Origin of the sequence: Undibacterium sp. Ji49W, assembly GCF_049340205.1 — a bacterium.
Lineage (GTDB): Bacteria > Pseudomonadota > Gammaproteobacteria > Burkholderiales > Burkholderiaceae_D > Undibacterium.
The window spans coordinates 98,206-114,743 of record NZ_JBMPOW010000015.1; the positions used below are offsets into that span (position 1 = coordinate 98,206).

Here is a 16,538-nt window from a genome sequence, read left to right on the forward strand (position 1 = left end):
TGTTTTTCATAGTTGAAAAACCGGTGCAATTTGCCGGTCTGGAACAAAAAAACGTACGGAAACCTGCACGGCTGATTTTAATTTTAAGTCGCCATTGGATGACGATCTGAATGTAGATATCAACCGCTCCCTGAGGAAATTCTCTTGAAAAAAAGCACCTCCACATCGATACCGCTGTACATCACATTTCTGTTCATGATCTGCCTCTTCATTTTGATTGGTAATGCTTACACGTCTTACCAGAATCTGGAAAAACTCAAGGCTAATAATGACTGGGTGGAACATAACTGGAGCGTCAAGGACAAGCTCAAGAACATCAATCTGCTGATCATGGATTCTGAAAGCAGCCTGCGCGGTTATTTTATGTCCGGCAATGAAGTCTATACACGGCCCTGGGAAATCGCCAGGAGCAAACTGGAAAGTGATTTCAAGGAACTTGATAAACTCTTGCAGGACAATCCTTCGCAAGTCAAAAACCTGGCGGAATTGCGCCGGCTCTATGCCAGCAAAGCCAGAGTGTTTGAACATGGCATTGCAACGTACAAAGAATTTGGCCTGACAGGCATCATAGAACTGGCCAAGGCTGGCGAAGGCCGCGAGGTCATGGATGAAATCCGGCTGCTCGATATCATCATGGAAAAAGAAGAAAATGAGGTGCTGGCCGCCAGACGACAGGTGTTCTATACCGAATACAAGGATGCGATCTTCTTTGGTACGGCAACCAATGCCATTGCACTTCTGGTCCTGATTTTATTCTACCGCCTGATCTATCGCAGTTTCTACAAACAACGTGGAATAGAAGATGCGCTGAAGATCGCCAACGACAATCTGGAATCCACGGTATTGAAACGCACCGAGCAATTATCAGTTCTGTCGCACCACCTGTTAAATGTCTCGGAAAAAGAGAAAGCCAAACTGGCGCGCGAACTGCATGATGAAATGGGGTCGAACCTGACGGCAATCAGCATGGATATTTCAGTCGTTACTGAAAAACTCAAGGACAAGGAACCTGAGCTGGCGAAACAGTTGCAAAGAACCAAGCGCGCCCTGCTGGACACCGTCGATCTGAAGCGCCGTATTATCGAAGATCTGCGTCCCAGCATGCTGGATAATCTTGGCCTGTCTGCCTCGATACAACATTATTGCGAAGAGGTCACGGCGATTGCCGGTATATCTTATGTCGCTGACATTACGGAAGATTTCGATACCATCGACCCTGCCTGGTCGATTGCCCTGTTTCGTATTACCCAGGAATCGCTGAATAATGTCATCAAATATGCGCAAGCTACCGAAGTCAGAATCAGCCTGAAACGCACAGAACAGGGCCTGCGGCTGCAAGTGCTTGATAATGGTATAGGCATACCAACTGATGCCATCAGTAAACCCAAAACCCATGGCATATTGGGCATGCGTGAACGTGCCCTGCTGTTAGGTGGTAGTTTTTCGGTCAAGTCCGGCCCCAACAATCGCGGTACGGTAACGGAAACCTTCATCCCTTTTAAAGAACAATAAAGCATAAAAACCCCCACTTCGCCAGTGGGGTTTTGCCTTGCATGGACTAGCCAAGCTGCATGATTAACGCAGCATGCCGGTAGACAGTATCTGATCAAATTCCTGTTTGGACACGCGATAACATTCACCGGCATGCATTTCCAGACCTTCGCGATCGAGCACGGTGATATTGCCGCGCTTGTATTGAATCAAGCCTTCAAGCTGTAACTTCCCGGCGGCTTCCGTCACGCTTTCACGACGTACCCCCAGCATGTTGGCGATCATTTCCTGCGTGACTTTTAATTCGTTGCCATGCAGACGATCCAGCCTGTCAAGCAACCAGCGCGACAATTGCTGGTCTATCGAATAGTGACGCCCACATACCGAGTTTTGTGCCATCTGGGCAAACAGGGCCTGGGTATAGCGCATCAGAATTTGCTGCAGTTTCCCGCCCCTTGCATAGGCTTCCTTCAATACCGAAGCCTTCAGTTTGTAGGCACTGCCAGCACATTGCACCATCGCTGTACCCAGGGCACGTTCACCCATCACCGCAGAGATTCCGAGCAAGCCTTCATGTCCGGTCACGCCAATTTCAGTGACATCCCCATCTGCCAGTACATACAGCAAGGCAACCACGGCTGTAACCGGAAAATACACGTGGGATAATTTTTCACCGTACTCATAGAGTTCTTTATCAAAAGGTAACTGAACCAATTCCAGATGCGGCATGAGGAATGCCAGTTCATCTTCAGGCAAAGCGGCCAGGATATCGTTTTGTATGCCGTCATCCAGCAAACCAAGGTCTGTCCTCGCTGCCGGTGTATAGTCTACTGAATATCTGCGATGCAGCGTAGTACCAGAAGTCAGCGCTGGATGTGCGACCATTGAAACCCGTGTTTGCGTAGTATTCATTATTGCTCCTGTTTTCAAAGACATTTACACAGCATTATTTTCCTGACATTGACATCAGCTCATTTCCGATGTGCATCAGCTTGATTACACTATAGTTTTTTATCCCTGGAACAGGCATCAGACAGTCCGGCAAGCGCTTGTACGCTGACAGCGCCGTACCATGTGAGAGTAGTCCTACAACAGAGCGAAGTTCCCTGTAGTTCCCTATATAAAAATATCCTTCATGAATGCAAACGTGCGCTATCGCACCGATAAGCACACCGGCAAAAGCTATATTTTTTCACGTTAACAACAGTGGAGAATGATCATGAATATCTGTAGACAAACTACCATCGCAGTAAGCATTGCTGCGTCCGTCATGCTGGGCGCTTGCAGTAGTTCCCCATCGACGGCAACAGCGTACCCGGCCTCACAGGGAAGTTACAGCAACTACGGTGTGATTGAATCGATACAGGTCGTGCAGGTGTCGGACGAGAATAAGGGACCGGGTGCCGGTGCCATAGTAGGCGGAATTGTGGGCGGTATTCTGGGCAATCAGGTTGGTGGTGGTACAGGTAATACGCTTGCTACTGCCGCCGGCGTTGTTGGTGGTGCCGTCGTCGGCAATAATATAGAAAAGAACAACCGTAACCAGCAAGTGCGCGAAGCCTATCAAATCAGCGTGCGTCTGGATAACGGTGTCTATCAAACAGTGGTTCAAGACAATATTGTCGACCTGCGTGTCGGCAATCGTGTGTATGTGAAAAACAATTATGTCTACCGCAACTGAGCCATGACGTAATGCCCGCGAAGTAATGCCTGTAATGTAATGCCCGTGATTTAATGCATACCCCCGAAACCAGATAGTCATTCCCTGAGGGGAATGACTTTTTTTTGCGAACTTCACCCACCTATTCGCTCAATAACTCGGCAACGGTTTGCATGCCATCGATATGCTCGGATATGACTTTCACGATAACAATAATCGGCACACCCAGCAACAGGCCCCAGGCACCCCACAACCAGCCCCAGAACAAAAGTGAGATAAAGACGGCGGCAGTATTCATACGGGTGATGCGTCCTGTCATCCAGGTAGTGACCACCGTGCCCACCAGTGCCGCAATTGCGATAGAAATACCCGCCACCAGCAAGGCCATGGAGATGGTACCAAACTGTACATAGGCAACCAGGCAGACTGCCAGGGCCATCAATAGCGACCCAAAATAGGGAATGATATGCAGCAAACCACTGGTCACCGCCCAGGCGCCTGCATTTTCCAGCCCCATGAAATGAAAGGCGATCCAGCTCAGCAGTGCCAGCAAGCCGTTGGTAATCAATAACATGAACATATATTGCTGCACTGAGGTATTGATCTTGCTCAGTATTTGTACGGTGATACGCTTCTGTGTCAGCGAGGGGCCGGTAATCTTGACCAGCTTGCGCTTGAACTTGTCACCGGACAACAGCAGGAAAAAAATCAGAAACAGGGTCATGATAGCCTGCCCCAGCAAGTCCATAATACCCAATGATCCGGCCAGCAACAGTTCACGCAATTTCAGTACAGGCGTTTCACTGACTACCGTTTTCTTTACGTTGGGCTGACCACCTGTTGTCGCCTGGTTGGTTGCCTTTTCTATTTCAGTAGCTGCCGTCTGCATTTTTTGCATCAGACCGCCCTGGCCGATTTGCAACTTGCTCATTTCACCGGAAAATTTTCGCGTCGCGACGGGCAACTGGTCAAGAATGGCGTCAAATTCAGTGTGCAATGAGCTGATCTGCGTAACGAGGATAGTCAACATGCTAATCATAACCACCGTGGTAGCAATCACACGTGGCATACGAAACCGTTGCAGGGTATCGACCAGCGGAGACAAGGTATAGGCCACCAGAATACCAAAGACAAGGGGAATGAAAAATCGCTGCGCGGCACTCAGCGCGAAAAAGAAGGCCACGGTTGCCAGTATGGTCAAGGCAAGGCCACGGGCATTGACATGAATGCCGGGGAGTAATTGTGACTGCACGTCAGCAGGAGTTGCTGTATTTATATCTGAAATCACGGCATCGGCAGCTTGCCTGTTGGCGTTGCCGTCCGTTTCAGAGGGAGTATCTGGCATAGGCATGTCCATCGCTCTGGTCCACCTTTTTTGAGTTATTGTGAATATGCTGAATAAGCGACTTGGGTAGTATTTGCTGAATAAGTGACTTGAATAAGCGACTTGGGTAATACCGCCAGAAAACTGTAGGGCTTTTGCATCATCGCTGTTGCACAAGCCCGGTAAGCGCGAGGCTTTATAAGTTAATAGAACTCATTTCATAAATAGGGATGAGTTCTAATGGCTCTTAATGCTTCTGGTCACTCTTGAACACTTCCTTGATGTTGCCCAGCGCCTCTTGCATGCTGCCCTCTACCTGTTTGGCTGCGCCCTTGACTTGCTGTTCCTTGCTGCCAACAAGTTTGCCGCCTTCCTGCTGGACTTTACCGACCACTTTTTTTGCTGCGCCTTTGATCTGATCTGAATTCATCATGAAACTCCTGTTTAATTGTTTCTGTCGAAAAGATTTCTGCACTTCTTTCAATGTGGACATCGATGCTGTTGCAAACGATATAGATCAATTGATTAAAGTAAGAGTAATTTATACAGGGGATGGAAATTCTTCTGTACGCTGACTAACATAGGCATCTGCATACAAGCCCATCCTCAGAATGAACTGGAGTCTCGCTCCACTGTATCGTATTGATCAGAGAAGGCAACGTAAGTAGATCCATTGTCAGGACAATTTTGCGTAAGTCCTGATACGGATTTTCGAAAAAAAAGATGGGAATCGCACTATCTGGCGATTCAACATTGACAGGGGAAAACCGCATCCCCAGATGTGATGGAATATTGGCGAAGAAATAGAGGAAAGTGCCGGCTGAAGCGTTGACAAAACAGCGCTGCCAACACTTCCCGTAACTTGATAGCGAAACTGGAAGGTAGTTACGCCAGTAAGCACACCAATTTATTTATCTTCAAAAAGATTACCCAGGCCACCAAGTACCGAACCTTGTTCGCCACCCTTGCCTCCGCCGATTTGCGATGCGCCCACTATGCGGTTTGCCAGACGCGCCAAAGGCAGCGATTGCAGCCAGACCTTGCCGGGGCCACGCAAATGCGCAAAGAATATGCCTTCACCACCGAACAGTGCGGTTTTGACGCCGCCAACAAATTTGATGTCAAAATCCACTTCCTGGGTAAAAGCTACTACACAGCCGGTATCCACGCGCAAGGTCTGACCGGGATGCAAGGTCTTTTCTATAATGGCGCCGCCAGCATGGATAAAGGCCAGGCCATCACCTTCAAGTTTTTGCAGGATGAAGCCTTCGCCACCAAAGAAGCCAGCGCCCAGCCGCTTTTGAAAGGCAATGCCCAGCGATACGCCCTTGGCAGCGCACAGGAAAGCGTCTTTCTGGCACAACAAGGTGCCGCCCAGTTGATCCAGGTGCATGGGAATGATTTTGCCGGGATAGGCAGCGCCAAAGGCAACTTTTCTTTTGCCTGCACCAGCATTCATGAACACCGTAGTGAACAGGGATTCGCCGGTCACCAGACGCTTGCCGGCGCCCAGCAATTTGCCGAAGATGCCGGTCTGGCCTGCGGAACCATCGCCAAAGATGGTTTCCATCTGTATGTCATCTTCCATGTAAAACATGGTACCGGCTTCACCTATGGCTGCTTCACCGGGGTCAAGTTCGACTTCGACGAATTGCATATCGTCGCCAAAAATTTCGTAGTCTATGACATCCATGGCCATGATGATTTCCCATACAGTAAAAGTAATCCGCAAACCCATGCGGCAATGCTGGGCATTTTATGAAATTTTTGCTTACAGGGGTAGATGCTGGCGGCGGTAATCTTTAATGGAAATTACCGCTGCAAATACTAGAACTCATTTCATAAATAGGGATGAGTGCGAGCAAGGCGATTCGGGATGCAGTGCAAGGCTTCAAGGGTGACACTTGTAGCCAAGGCTGGTGCCTTGGCAAGCGCAATGTAACAACCTTGCACAGCAATGCGCCCGCGAAGTGTCAATGCGGCCCGCTCCCGGAGGGTTTGCCTCATAACGCGTGCTGGACTGCAAGGTGTGAACAATTCGACTCGTTGTCAATAGACCCGCTATTGACTGCCTCGTCCATAGTTTTACCATTGCCAGCCCACGTTATGAGGCAAACGCGTCTCACCCCTATTTATGAAATGAGTTCTAAAGATAGCAAGATTATTTCTTGCTCTTTCAGGATTGTTGCGCTGTACGGTTTGTTGCGTTTTTAGTGCAGCAACGCAGCAGTATCAAGCACGGTGGCATATTCACCTTGCAGATTGGTGAGTGCATTGATGTGCACTTCTTCTGCTGTCTGCGGCTTGCCATGCAAATCCAACCTGTCAAAACTGAAGCAGGCATCGTCCACGACCGAGGTGTTAAAACCCAGGTTACCAGCACTGCGGGCTGTTGCCTCGACTGAATTATTGGTGCTGACGCCGACGATCACCAGGTCTTTGATGGAACGTACATGCAGCCAGCGTTCCAGACCGGTATTGACGAAGGCATCCGTCACATTTTTTTCGACCACATGTTCACTGGTCAGTGGCAGCAAATTTTCTTGAAATTCATTGCCTGGCTGGCCTGGCCAGAACAAGGAAGCTGGCGAGCGCGACATGTGCCTGACAAATATCACTGGCCTGCCAGCCGCACGCCAGGCTAGCAGCAACTGGCGTATATTTTCTTCAGCGCCGGGGTTATTTCTACGGCCAGCTTCAGGTGTAGCCATGCCACGCTGCATGTCGATAATGATGAGTGCCGTGTTTTGATTTTTCATAAGTATTTTAGTGTCTAACTTAGTGTCTAACTTAGTGACTGACGTCGTGACTGGCTTGATTCACGTAACCACTTTGCAAGGCACTGACCCATTCTTCACGCCCGCGCAAGGCCGCAAGTTCTGCCATGTGTTGCCAGGCATACGGGACATTGACCAGGCTGGCTGTCCAGCCATGTTGCATCTTTTCCAGGATGGCATAACGCGCATCGGGTGAACCTGACTCTATCTTGTGCGGGTAAGGGTAATCATATTCGTAGGCCGGGTGACCAACGCTGCCAGGATTGACGATGAGTTGCCCTGCTGCTGTACGCACACTGCGGGCTACGTGACTGTGGCCACAGGCGATGACGGCGGCAGTTTGTTGTCCAAGCCTGTCATTAATTTCCTGTGCGGTGGCATTCCGGTCTGCCACTTGCAGCAAAGTCGTGGTGTCACTGGCTGGCGTGCCATGACAGAGCAAGACCTCGGCATTCAGTTGCAGCACTGGTTTCAAACCCGCCATCCATGCTTTTTGCTCTGCCGTGGTTTGCTGATGTGCATACGTATCGCCATGGCCTGAGCGCTCATTCAACTCCAGTATCTGGCGTTCATGATTGCCTGCCAGATGTATCCAGCCAGCTTGCGCCATCAAGAAATCTGCCGTCTCTTTCGGCAGCAAGGGGCCAGACAGGCTGTCGCCCAGATTGACAACCTGATCAACAGCACGCAAGCGCAGATCGGCAGTTACTGCTTCCAGTGCAGCCAGATTACCGTGTATATCTGAAATCACCGCGATACGCATTTGGTTTACTCCGCTCTATATGCTGAATTTGCTGAATTTGCTGAATTTGCTGAATTTGCTGAATTTGCTAAATCTGCTTATGAAAGAAAGTCGTCCCGCAAAATTCGCCATCCGGCATCAGGGCATAATTGGGTACCACGCCCACTTTTTGCCAGCCTGCACGTTCATATAAACGTTCGGCATCTCCACCGGTGACGGTATCCAGTACCAGCACAGTCTTGCCTTCGGTTTTGGCAGCTTGTTCAACCGCAGCCATGAGGGCTTGAGCGACGCCTTTGCGACGCGCCTTTCTGTGTACCAGCATCTTGGCCACATCGGCGCGGTGCGGCTGGTTGTCTGGCATGGCCGTGATCAATTGTACCGTGCCTGTGATATCGCCGCTGTCATCCCTGGCAACCAGCAAGATGCGCTCCTTGCGCGCTACGCCGTCAGCCACGCCCTGCCAGAATTGCAGCGCACGTTCGCGCGGCAAAAGCCACATAAAGCTGACGGATGCACCTCCGGCAACGCAGTCCGTCAATACCTCGGCCAATGCAGCTACACTGGCTTGCGCTGCTGCGGCATCAAGAATCTGGATGTGGACTTGCTCAGACATGATTTACTCCATGGTTTGAAAACTGAAAAACTCGCTACTTGCACAGCGCCACCAGATAGCGTGCCGCGATTTTTCCAGGATTATGGAAAGTAATCGGCTTATCCAGCGCCATGGAAAGACAATCGCCAGTCTGCAAATCCCAGGTTTGCTCCCCAACGGAGAGGCGCATCTGGCCCGCTATTATCCAGACTTGCTGCTGTATATCGACATCGCGATGGAAACTGTCATAGCGCACGGTTTGTCCTGCCGGAAATTCAACCTCAACCAGTTGCAGGGGCGAAGGCAGGCCAGGGGAAAGATTGCGGCGCATATAGCCAGAGGCAGGATCAGTCCAGCATACCTGTTCGGCCAGACGCGAGACTGGTGCAGTCGCAGCAGCAGGCGCGCTGTCTTCAAACAGAGAAGCCAGCGTCACCCCCAGGCCCACGGCCAGCTTGTCGAGCGCAGCAGCAGTGGGGCTGCTCTCGCCTCTCTCTATGAGGGAGATATTCGAACGGCTGACGCCGCTGCGCTTCGCCAGCGCATCGAGCGACAGCTTTTGTTGATCGCGCAAGTCGCGCACCCTGCGGGCAATAATCGTGTTGATATCCATAATTTCCATTATATAGGATAAATAAATCCTGTAAAATGGAAATTATTTCTATTGCCCGATCTCTACATCAAGCACCCAGATCAGGCTTGCGTCAGTTGCCTGATCGCTGCCACCAGCTTGTCGAGATCTTCCAGGCTGGTGTACAGATGCGGCGTCACCCTGACGATGTCATGCCCATCCAGGTCACGCGTGACGGTGAATATCTTGTGCTCGCGCATCAGATAATCAACGATGGCATGGCCGGAATTACCGGCGATACCAAAACCGGCAATGGCGCAGGATCGTTGTGGATCGGTCGGCGTCATGATGCGCACATCAGGCAGGCCACGCACCTGGCTCACCCAGTATTGCGTCAGGTAACGCAGGCGCTCTTCCTTATTGGCTGAACCGATGGAGTCATGAAATTTCAGCGCGTCGACCACCGTCAAAATATTTGCTGGCGGCACCGTGCCCACTTGTGTGAATTTGAAAATTTCATCATCGGCAAATTTGGCATTGCCGAACAGCGGCGCAATGTCTGCCACCCTGTGCTTGCGTATATACAGCATGCCCACACCCAGCGGCACGCCCAGCCATTTATGCAGATTCACCGCAACAAAGTCAGCGCCCAGCTCAGTCATGCGGTAATTCAGATGCGCAAAAGAATGCGCTGCATCGACCATGACATCCACCCCATGCCGTCTGGCCATCGCAGTAATCTTGGCCACCGGCATGATCTGCCCTGTCCTGTGTACCATATGGGTAACTAGGATGAGTTTGGTCCTGGGCGTAATCGCCTGCTCATATTGGGCGACAATCGCTTCATCACTGGCAGGGTCAAACGGCAACTGCAAATGCCGCAGATGTATCTGCTTGCGCTTTTCCAGCATCAGCAGAGTATCAATGACAAGATCGTAATCATGCGTGGCGAGTATGACTTCATCACCAGCCTGCAAAGGGTAACCCTGTAGCAGGATATTCATGCCCTCGATCAGATTGCGGGTCAGCACCAGTTCACCGTCATCCACCCCGCAAAAATCCTTCAGCGCCTGCATGACTTGCACGAACAGGGGCGCGTAACGTACCCGCAAGAAATACGACGTCTCGGCATTCACCTGCGCCTGATAGCGCTGGAAAGCTTCAAACACCGGCCGCGCCTGCACGCCGAAATAGCCGTTTTCCAGATTGATGAAATCAGAGGATACGGTGTACTGCGAACGAATGTCGGACCAATAGGCCTCATCGTCGGCAGCGATGTTCTTCAATTGACTGGACAAAAGCAACTCCTTAATTTGTGTACGTCATTTGTATAAGTCTTCAGTGTCAGTAAAAACCTGACTTCAACAGTCATTCTATATGCAGAGAGCCGGGTGGACGAAAAGTTCCCTATACACCCGAATACCGTAATGTGTTGGTCATAATTGCCCAGTTTGACGTCAAGGCCGCTTCCTCCTTGCATTCTGCGTATAGCTCCTCTAGCATGGCGTGGTTAACTTTTAAGCACTTGCACATGTCTGCCCTGCCTGAACTGAATGAACTGGAACGCATTATCGCCCTTGGCCGCGGACAGCTGGAGGTGGAGGTCTTGTGTGAGGTAGCGGTCAGGCACAAGCAATTCCCCGTGTATAAACTGGCGCTTGGCAATCCCGATGCCAGCGCTCCAGCCATTGGTTTTTTTGGTGGCATACACGGGCTGGAACGTATAGGCACGCAAGTCTTGCTGTCTTTTTTGCGCGGTCTGCTGACACGCCTGTCGTGGGATAAAAGTCTGCAACATATGTTGCAGGATGTGCGCTTGGTGTTCATGCCGCTGATCAATCCCGGTGGCATGTGGCAATCTACCCGCTGCAATCCCAGTGGCGTTGACCTGATGCGCAATGCGCCGGTGGAAGCTCTGGACAAGGTACCCTTCCTGCTGGGTGGCCATCGCTATAGCCCGCACCTGCCCTGGTATCGCGGTGCTGCTGGTGCGGACATGGAAGCAGAAAACCTGGCGCTATGCCGCACCGTGCAGCAAGAATTGCTGTCACGCCCTTTCAGCATGGCGATAGATTGCCATTCTGGCTTTGGCTTGCGTGACCGTGTCTGGTTCCCGCATGCGCACAGCGTTCATCCTATTGACCATCTGGCAGACATCCTGGCACTGGAAGAATTATTCGAGCAAACCCACCCCAATCATTCTTACCTGTTCGAGCCACAGAGCCTACAATACCGCACCCATGGTGATGTCTGGGATTATTTATATTTGCAGGCGCAACAGGACAGCAGCAAGACCTTTTTGCCGCTGACGCTGGAAATGGGATCATGGTTATGGGTGAAGAAAAATCCGCGTCAGTTATTTTCGCGGCATGGCATGTTCAACCCGGTGGCACAGCACAGATTAAGCCGCGTCTTGCGCCGGCATAATTCCTGGCTGGATTTCCTGATGCGGGCAACTTGCGGCCACGCGCAATGGCTGGCCAAGGGGCCAACCCGTCTGCGCCTGCAAGAGCGTGCTGTGGCGCGCTGGTACAGGCCATGACGACCTGGGTGTTATTGCGTGGGCTGATGCGCGAGAGCAGGCATTGGGGCGATTTTCCTGCGCGCTTTCAGCAGGCAGCAGGTGCCGGACGCGTGTTATGCCTGGATTTTCCTGGCAATGGGCAATTGCATGCAGAGCATAGTCTCAGCAGCGTAGATGCGATGGCTGATTACTGCCACCAGCAATTACAGGCACAAGGGGTGTCAGAACCTGTACAAATACTGGCAGTTTCACTAGGGGCTATGGTGGCCCTGGCCTGGGCAAACAGATATCCAGAAGACTTGCAACGTATGGTGCTGATCAATACCAGCGTGGCACCGCATAATCCCTTTTACCACAGGCTGAGGCCAGCCAATTACCCAGCCCTGATTGCCACCATGTTATTTGGATCACGCAGTCAGCGTGAACAATTGATCTTGCGTATCACAAGCAATCTGCATACGGAAGAACAGAGTAAAGACATCGTGGCACGCTGGACTGCTTATGCGCAGAAAAACCCTATCAGCGTTGGCAATATCCTGCGGCAGTTGCTGGCTGCTATGCGTTTTCGTGCGCCACCCTACTCGGGCAAAGTTCCGCTACTGTTACTCGCGGGTGAACATGACAGGCTGGTCAATGTCACTTGTTCACGCAGGCTGGCCCGGCAGTGGCACTGCTCCCTGCATCTGCACCCCACAGCCGGTCATGATTTACCGCTGGATGATGCGACGTGGGTGATACAGCAGGTGCTGGCGTGGCAGGCCGATTTTAGTTCCCCGCCAGTTCTGTAATCAGAAAATCAATGAATACCCTGACCCGCAAAGGTAGATGACGGTCACGCGGGTACAGGAGTGAAAACGGCCGTGTTCGCCCGCTAAATTCCTGCAACACCTCCACCAGCCGCCCGGCGCGTAAATCGTCTTCCACCATGAAGCGCGATGCCTGCAACAAGCCCGCACCATGCTTTGCCAGGGTAATGATGCCCAGCAAGTCTTCCGAACAGGTGAGGCCACCCTTGGTTGGCCAGTCTATATCCTCACCATCACGTTTGAATATCCAGACAATGTTTTGCCCCGCACTGGGCAAGACAAATTGCAGACATTCATGCTGGTCCAGGTCTTCAAGCTTTGTTGGTACACCGGCACGCTGTAAATATTCTGGCGTGGCACAGACCACGACCTTCGTGTCTTCCAGGCGACGTGCAATCATGCCTGAATCTGGCGGGATACGGCCACGTATCACCAGATCAAAACCATCCGCAGTAAAGTCAACATTGCGGTTGCTCAGTTGCAAATCCAGTTTGACCAATGGGTAAATCTGACGAAACTTTGCCAGCAAGGGCAATACCCGATAATGCCCATACGGCGTAGGCATGCTGATACGCACCAGACCGGCAGGCTGCATTTGTTGGCCAGAGACTTCACGCTCGGCTTCCACCAGTTGATTCAAGGCCTGACGGCACTGCACAAAATAGGCGCGCCCGGCTTCGGTCAGGCGCAATTGCCGTGTGGTGCGGACAAACAGGCGCACGCCTATGCGCTCTTCCAGCCTGGCTATGGAACGGCTGACCGCTGCCGGGGTCAGCCCTGCCGCATTGGCCGCATCCTTGAAGCTTTCCAGCTCGGCCGCCAGGCAAAACAATTCTATGCTGCCCAGCAATACATCCGCAAAATGTCGATTCACATTACACCATGTAATTTATAAAGTAACTTTTACCTAGTTTATCAACTATTTGGTTTGGCATAGTATGCAGCCATGCCCTGTCACCATGACAGCGCAGTCCTTACCCACTTACCGAAAGACCAAAACCATGAAACTCTATTTCTCTCCCGGTGCCTGCTCCCTGTCCCCACACATCATCCTGCGTGAAGCCGGCCTCGATTTCAGCCTGCAAAAAATCGATACCTCTACCCATAAAACTGCGGATGGCGTGGATTTTTACAGCATCAATCCCAAAGGCCAGGTACCAACCATGGAACTGGACGATGGCCAGATACTGACAGAAGGTTCCATCATTGCCCAATACGTCGTCGAACGTGCAGAAAACCGTGATTTACTGCCAGCCTCTGGCATGGCACGGTACCGTGTACTTGAATGGCAGAACTACATCACATCAGAATTGCACAAATCCTTCGCCCCGCTGTTTGACCCGGCCATGAACGCCGAAGGTAAAACCCTGATCGCAGGCTTGCTGCGCAAGAAATTCGCCTGGGTCAACAGCCGCCTGGAAGGCCGTAGCTACCTGACCGGCGACACCTTTACCGTAGCCGATGCCTACCTGTTCACGGTAAGCGGCTGGGCCAGGCACGTGAACCTGGATATCAGCGACTTTGCACATTTGCAAGGCTTCATCGCCAATGTCAAAGCCAGACCCCATGTGCAGGCAGCATTAAGAGCTGAAGGCTTGCCGGTCTGATACCGACAGCTCGTCGGCAACAAAAAGCCGGCTACCAACAGCCGGCTTTCGTTGTTACATTCAATGGATAAAAATAAGAATTGCGCGCCACGACATCATTATTCTCAGACGCTTGCGAATTGCCTTGCCTCAGACGAATAGCTGACATGCCTTTGCCTGCAAGCTTAAAGTTTTAATTCCAAACGCAGACCGACACGTGTAAATGATGAGTTCTGTGAACGCGTCTGTACAGTGGCACCAGGCAGTATGTATTCGCGTATCGTCTCTGACTGTGGTGCAAACATATTGTCGAGATTCATAATCACCCGCAGATCAGGGTTCACTGTCCAGGCTGCGTTCGCTGTCAGCGTTCTTTGTCGTGATTCATAGGTTCTCTGCGTCAGATTATTCCGTGTCCAATCTGCGGGCAGCCAGTTCGCATCGACATCAACTTTGACCGGCAGGTTTTCAAGCTTGTACGACATGCCTATTTTGGCTCGCCACGGCAACTGACCATCCAGATGATTATCTGGCCCCGGTACATCGCTCAACACCGAATGCGCGAATCCAAAGCTGCCGCGCAGATCCACTTTGGGCGCGGCTTTCGCAATATCGGTCAAGGCGACACGCCAGTCGAAACTTATGCCGTAAATAGATGCACTACCAAGATTCGCCGGTCTTTGCACATAGCGTGGCACGGTCGCCCAAGGCACCGTGGTCAACAATATTTCGTTGCCAATTTTCTTTTCAATCTGGCGTGAGTAGGCCTCAATACTGATTTGGCTATCACTACTCAGACCATGTTCATAACTCAGATTGAAAGCCAGTGCCCTTTCTGGCTGCAAATTCGGATTCCCCATGCTATCGGCAGTATCGATCGTGTTGCTGCCACAGCCCGCCGGAGTAATACAAGGCGCGAAAGGATCTATGACCGGCTGCAATAGCAATTGGTCGTAGCTGGGTGCCTTGAAGCTGCGTGCTACCGAGAGGCGGAACTGACGCTTCTGATCGCCCTCCAGTTTTTTTGCCAAATGAAAAGACGGTGACCAGACCCGGAAATTCGACTGACTCCGGATGCCCCCTTCATTAAATTTCAATACCTGGTCTTCGACTGAAACCCCACCGTTGAGTGCAAGTGTTTTATTCAAGCGCCAGTCATCCTGGACAAAGATGCGCAATTTATCGTCCCGGGCCAGACTTTGCTTGCTCAATGCAGAAAGACTGGTATCCGGCTGGTCATTGAGCCAATAAGCGCGATTGATGTCGTGGCTGCCATGTATCCATTGCAAGCCAGATTTGACAGTATGCCCGCCACTAAAACTGTTACGGTAATTCAATAACAGGATATAACTGGTTTGATCATCAATTTGCAACTGACGACGAACGGCATAAGCTATCGCAGTACCCTGATCGATACGCAAGGTGTCACCGCTGAGTTGCATCTGGTTGTAACGCAAACTGGCATCCAGTTGACCTGCATCTCCTGCATCGTAGGTCCAGCTAAATGGCAATGCATATCCGTTCAGGCTGCTGGTTCCGCGTTGATTGGTCTGCTGTAATCGTCCGTCGCTCCAGTTTCTTTGTTCTGCTCTGGTTTGGTCCTGTTTTATCTGGCCGTAATCCGGCTTGAAGCTGAGATTATTTCCGGTACCGAATGTATACGCGAGTTCACTTGTCAGAGTTAAAAATTCATCCGTTCTTATCGAGTTGCGCTGGGCATTAAATTGCGGCTGAAAACCTGCCTGGCTGATCAGTATTTGTTGATCGCTACCTGAACGCGGGCTGCGACTGTTCCTGGCGCTGACACTCAGATTCAGACTCCAGGGGCTATCTGGACTGAACTGGTTCATCATCCACGATGCATTGCCGCCGTACTCACCAGCCACCCCAGTCACACCAAGACGAACTTGCTGCACGCTTTTACGTTCGATCTTGCGGCTGATCACATTAATCGTCCCTGCGATCCCGAAAGGGCCGGTCTCTGCCGTCGCCGATTTGATAATCTCGATTTTATCGACCTGTATCAAATCCAGCTCTAAAGGTGACTTACCAGCAGGAGGGAGTCCGTCGAGCAAAATCTGGGTATAACCAGGCAAGCCCAGCAAACTGAGGCGACCATCCTTGCCTACCGTAATGGCAGGTTCGCGCTTGAGGATTTCTGAGACATTTTGTAAGCCACTCTGTTCGATCTGTTTGCGGCCGATAATCAGCTTGCCTGCGACAAAATCACGTGCAGCTTCGATGTCGGTTTGCGCACCACTGACTATAACCTGTTGTGCTTGCTGTGCTGGTGGTGCTGGTGGTGCTGGTGGTTGCTTGTTATCTGCTGCCCAAACCGATCCGCTGATCAGTAGCAGGCTACATGCTGCATTCATTTTTTTATTCATAAAAAAATATGGTCGGGGCCCCACAAAGAACCCGACCATTTCATCTCCACATTGAAATGTTAAAGGTGTAGCAGA

The 16,538-nt window shown here is 51.3% G+C and carries 16 protein-coding genes; 5 read left to right on the forward strand and 11 right to left on the reverse strand.

From position 1 onward, the window contains the following. Positions 1–144: 144 nt before the first annotated feature. Positions 145–1,512, forward strand: a complete 1,368-nt coding sequence (locus ACO0LK_RS18580) for a CHASE3 domain-containing protein (RefSeq protein WP_422977630.1) — start codon at positions 145–147, stop codon at positions 1,510–1,512. A 63-nt stretch (positions 1,513–1,575) separates the two neighbouring features. Here the strand turns inward: ACO0LK_RS18580 and ACO0LK_RS18585 are convergent, their stop codons facing one another. After that, positions 1,576–2,403, reverse strand: coding sequence for a Crp/Fnr family transcriptional regulator (locus ACO0LK_RS18585; RefSeq protein ID WP_422977632.1), 828 nt, complete (start codon positions 2,401–2,403; stop codon positions 1,576–1,578). A 307-nt stretch (positions 2,404–2,710) separates the two neighbouring features. On the opposite strand from ACO0LK_RS18585, the gene ACO0LK_RS18590 reads away from it, so the two are divergent. Beyond that, a complete protein-coding gene (locus ACO0LK_RS18590; RefSeq protein ID WP_422977634.1) occupies positions 2,711–3,172 on the forward strand; it encodes a glycine zipper 2TM domain-containing protein in 462 nt (153 codons plus the stop codon). 121 nt (positions 3,173–3,293) lie between these two features. Here the strand turns inward: ACO0LK_RS18590 and ACO0LK_RS18595 are convergent, their stop codons facing one another. The 8 genes from ACO0LK_RS18595 to ACO0LK_RS18630 form a co-directional block, all read right to left on the reverse strand. Continuing rightward, positions 3,294–4,496: an AI-2E family transporter gene (locus ACO0LK_RS18595; protein WP_422977636.1), complete on the reverse strand. Its 1,203-nt coding sequence runs from the start codon at positions 4,494–4,496 to the stop codon at positions 3,294–3,296. A gap of 226 nt (positions 4,497–4,722) precedes the next feature. Then, positions 4,723–4,905 (reverse strand): CsbD family protein, encoded by a 183-nt coding sequence (locus ACO0LK_RS18600; RefSeq protein ID WP_422977638.1) that lies wholly within the window; start codon positions 4,903–4,905, stop codon positions 4,723–4,725. A 477-nt stretch (positions 4,906–5,382) separates the two neighbouring features. Continuing rightward, entirely contained in the window at positions 5,383–6,174 is a 792-nt protein-coding gene (locus ACO0LK_RS18605; protein WP_186949550.1) for a TIGR00266 family protein, read from the reverse strand. A gap of 511 nt (positions 6,175–6,685) precedes the next feature. Continuing rightward, positions 6,686–7,234 carry a cysteine hydrolase family protein gene (locus ACO0LK_RS18610; RefSeq protein WP_422977640.1) on the reverse strand — a complete coding sequence of 183 codons (549 nt, stop codon included), beginning with the start codon at positions 7,232–7,234 and terminating at the stop codon, positions 6,686–6,688. Positions 7,235–7,265: 31 nt separating this feature from the next. Continuing rightward, complete coding sequence (locus ACO0LK_RS18615; RefSeq protein ID WP_422977642.1) at positions 7,266–8,015, reverse strand: metallophosphoesterase family protein; 750 nt, start codon at positions 8,013–8,015, stop codon at positions 7,266–7,268. A 67-nt stretch (positions 8,016–8,082) separates the two neighbouring features. After that, complete coding sequence (locus ACO0LK_RS18620; protein WP_422977644.1) at positions 8,083–8,610, reverse strand: GNAT family N-acetyltransferase; 528 nt, start codon at positions 8,608–8,610, stop codon at positions 8,083–8,085. 34 nt (positions 8,611–8,644) lie between these two features. After that, positions 8,645–9,202, reverse strand: a complete 558-nt coding sequence (locus tag ACO0LK_RS18625; RefSeq protein ID WP_422977646.1) for a helix-turn-helix domain-containing protein — start codon at positions 9,200–9,202, stop codon at positions 8,645–8,647. A gap of 80 nt (positions 9,203–9,282) precedes the next feature. Then, positions 9,283–10,458, reverse strand: a complete 1,176-nt coding sequence (locus ACO0LK_RS18630) for an aminotransferase class V-fold PLP-dependent enzyme (protein ID WP_422977648.1) — start codon at positions 10,456–10,458, stop codon at positions 9,283–9,285. Positions 10,459–10,691: 233 nt separating this feature from the next. Between ACO0LK_RS18630 and ACO0LK_RS18635 the strand changes: the two genes are divergently transcribed. Continuing rightward, the gene (locus ACO0LK_RS18635) at positions 10,692–11,702 is read left to right on the forward strand and encodes a M14 family zinc carboxypeptidase (RefSeq protein WP_422977650.1); all 1,011 of its coding nucleotides are present in this window, start codon (positions 10,692–10,694) and stop codon (positions 11,700–11,702) included. After that, entirely contained in the window at positions 11,699–12,472 is a 774-nt protein-coding gene (locus ACO0LK_RS18640; RefSeq protein WP_422977652.1) for an alpha/beta fold hydrolase, read from the forward strand. Before ACO0LK_RS18635 ends, ACO0LK_RS18640 begins: the two co-directional genes overlap by 4 nt. On the opposite strand, the gene ACO0LK_RS18645 is transcribed toward ACO0LK_RS18640, so the two are convergent. After that, entirely contained in the window at positions 12,450–13,364 is a 915-nt protein-coding gene (locus ACO0LK_RS18645) for a LysR family transcriptional regulator (RefSeq protein WP_422977654.1), read from the reverse strand. The two genes, ACO0LK_RS18640 and ACO0LK_RS18645, sit on opposite strands and share 23 nt — an antisense overlap. 127 nt (positions 13,365–13,491) lie before the next feature. On the opposite strand from ACO0LK_RS18645, the gene gstA reads away from it, so the two are divergent. Further along, positions 13,492–14,097 carry a glutathione transferase GstA gene (gstA, locus tag ACO0LK_RS18650; protein ID WP_422977656.1) on the forward strand — a complete coding sequence of 202 codons (606 nt, stop codon included), beginning with the start codon at positions 13,492–13,494 and terminating at the stop codon, positions 14,095–14,097. A 164-nt stretch (positions 14,098–14,261) separates the two neighbouring features. On the opposite strand, the gene ACO0LK_RS18655 is transcribed toward gstA, so the two are convergent. Further along, positions 14,262–16,451 (reverse strand): TonB-dependent receptor plug domain-containing protein, encoded by a 2,190-nt coding sequence (locus tag ACO0LK_RS18655; RefSeq protein WP_422977658.1) that lies wholly within the window; start codon positions 16,449–16,451, stop codon positions 14,262–14,264. Between the last annotated feature and the right edge of the window lie 87 nt (positions 16,452–16,538).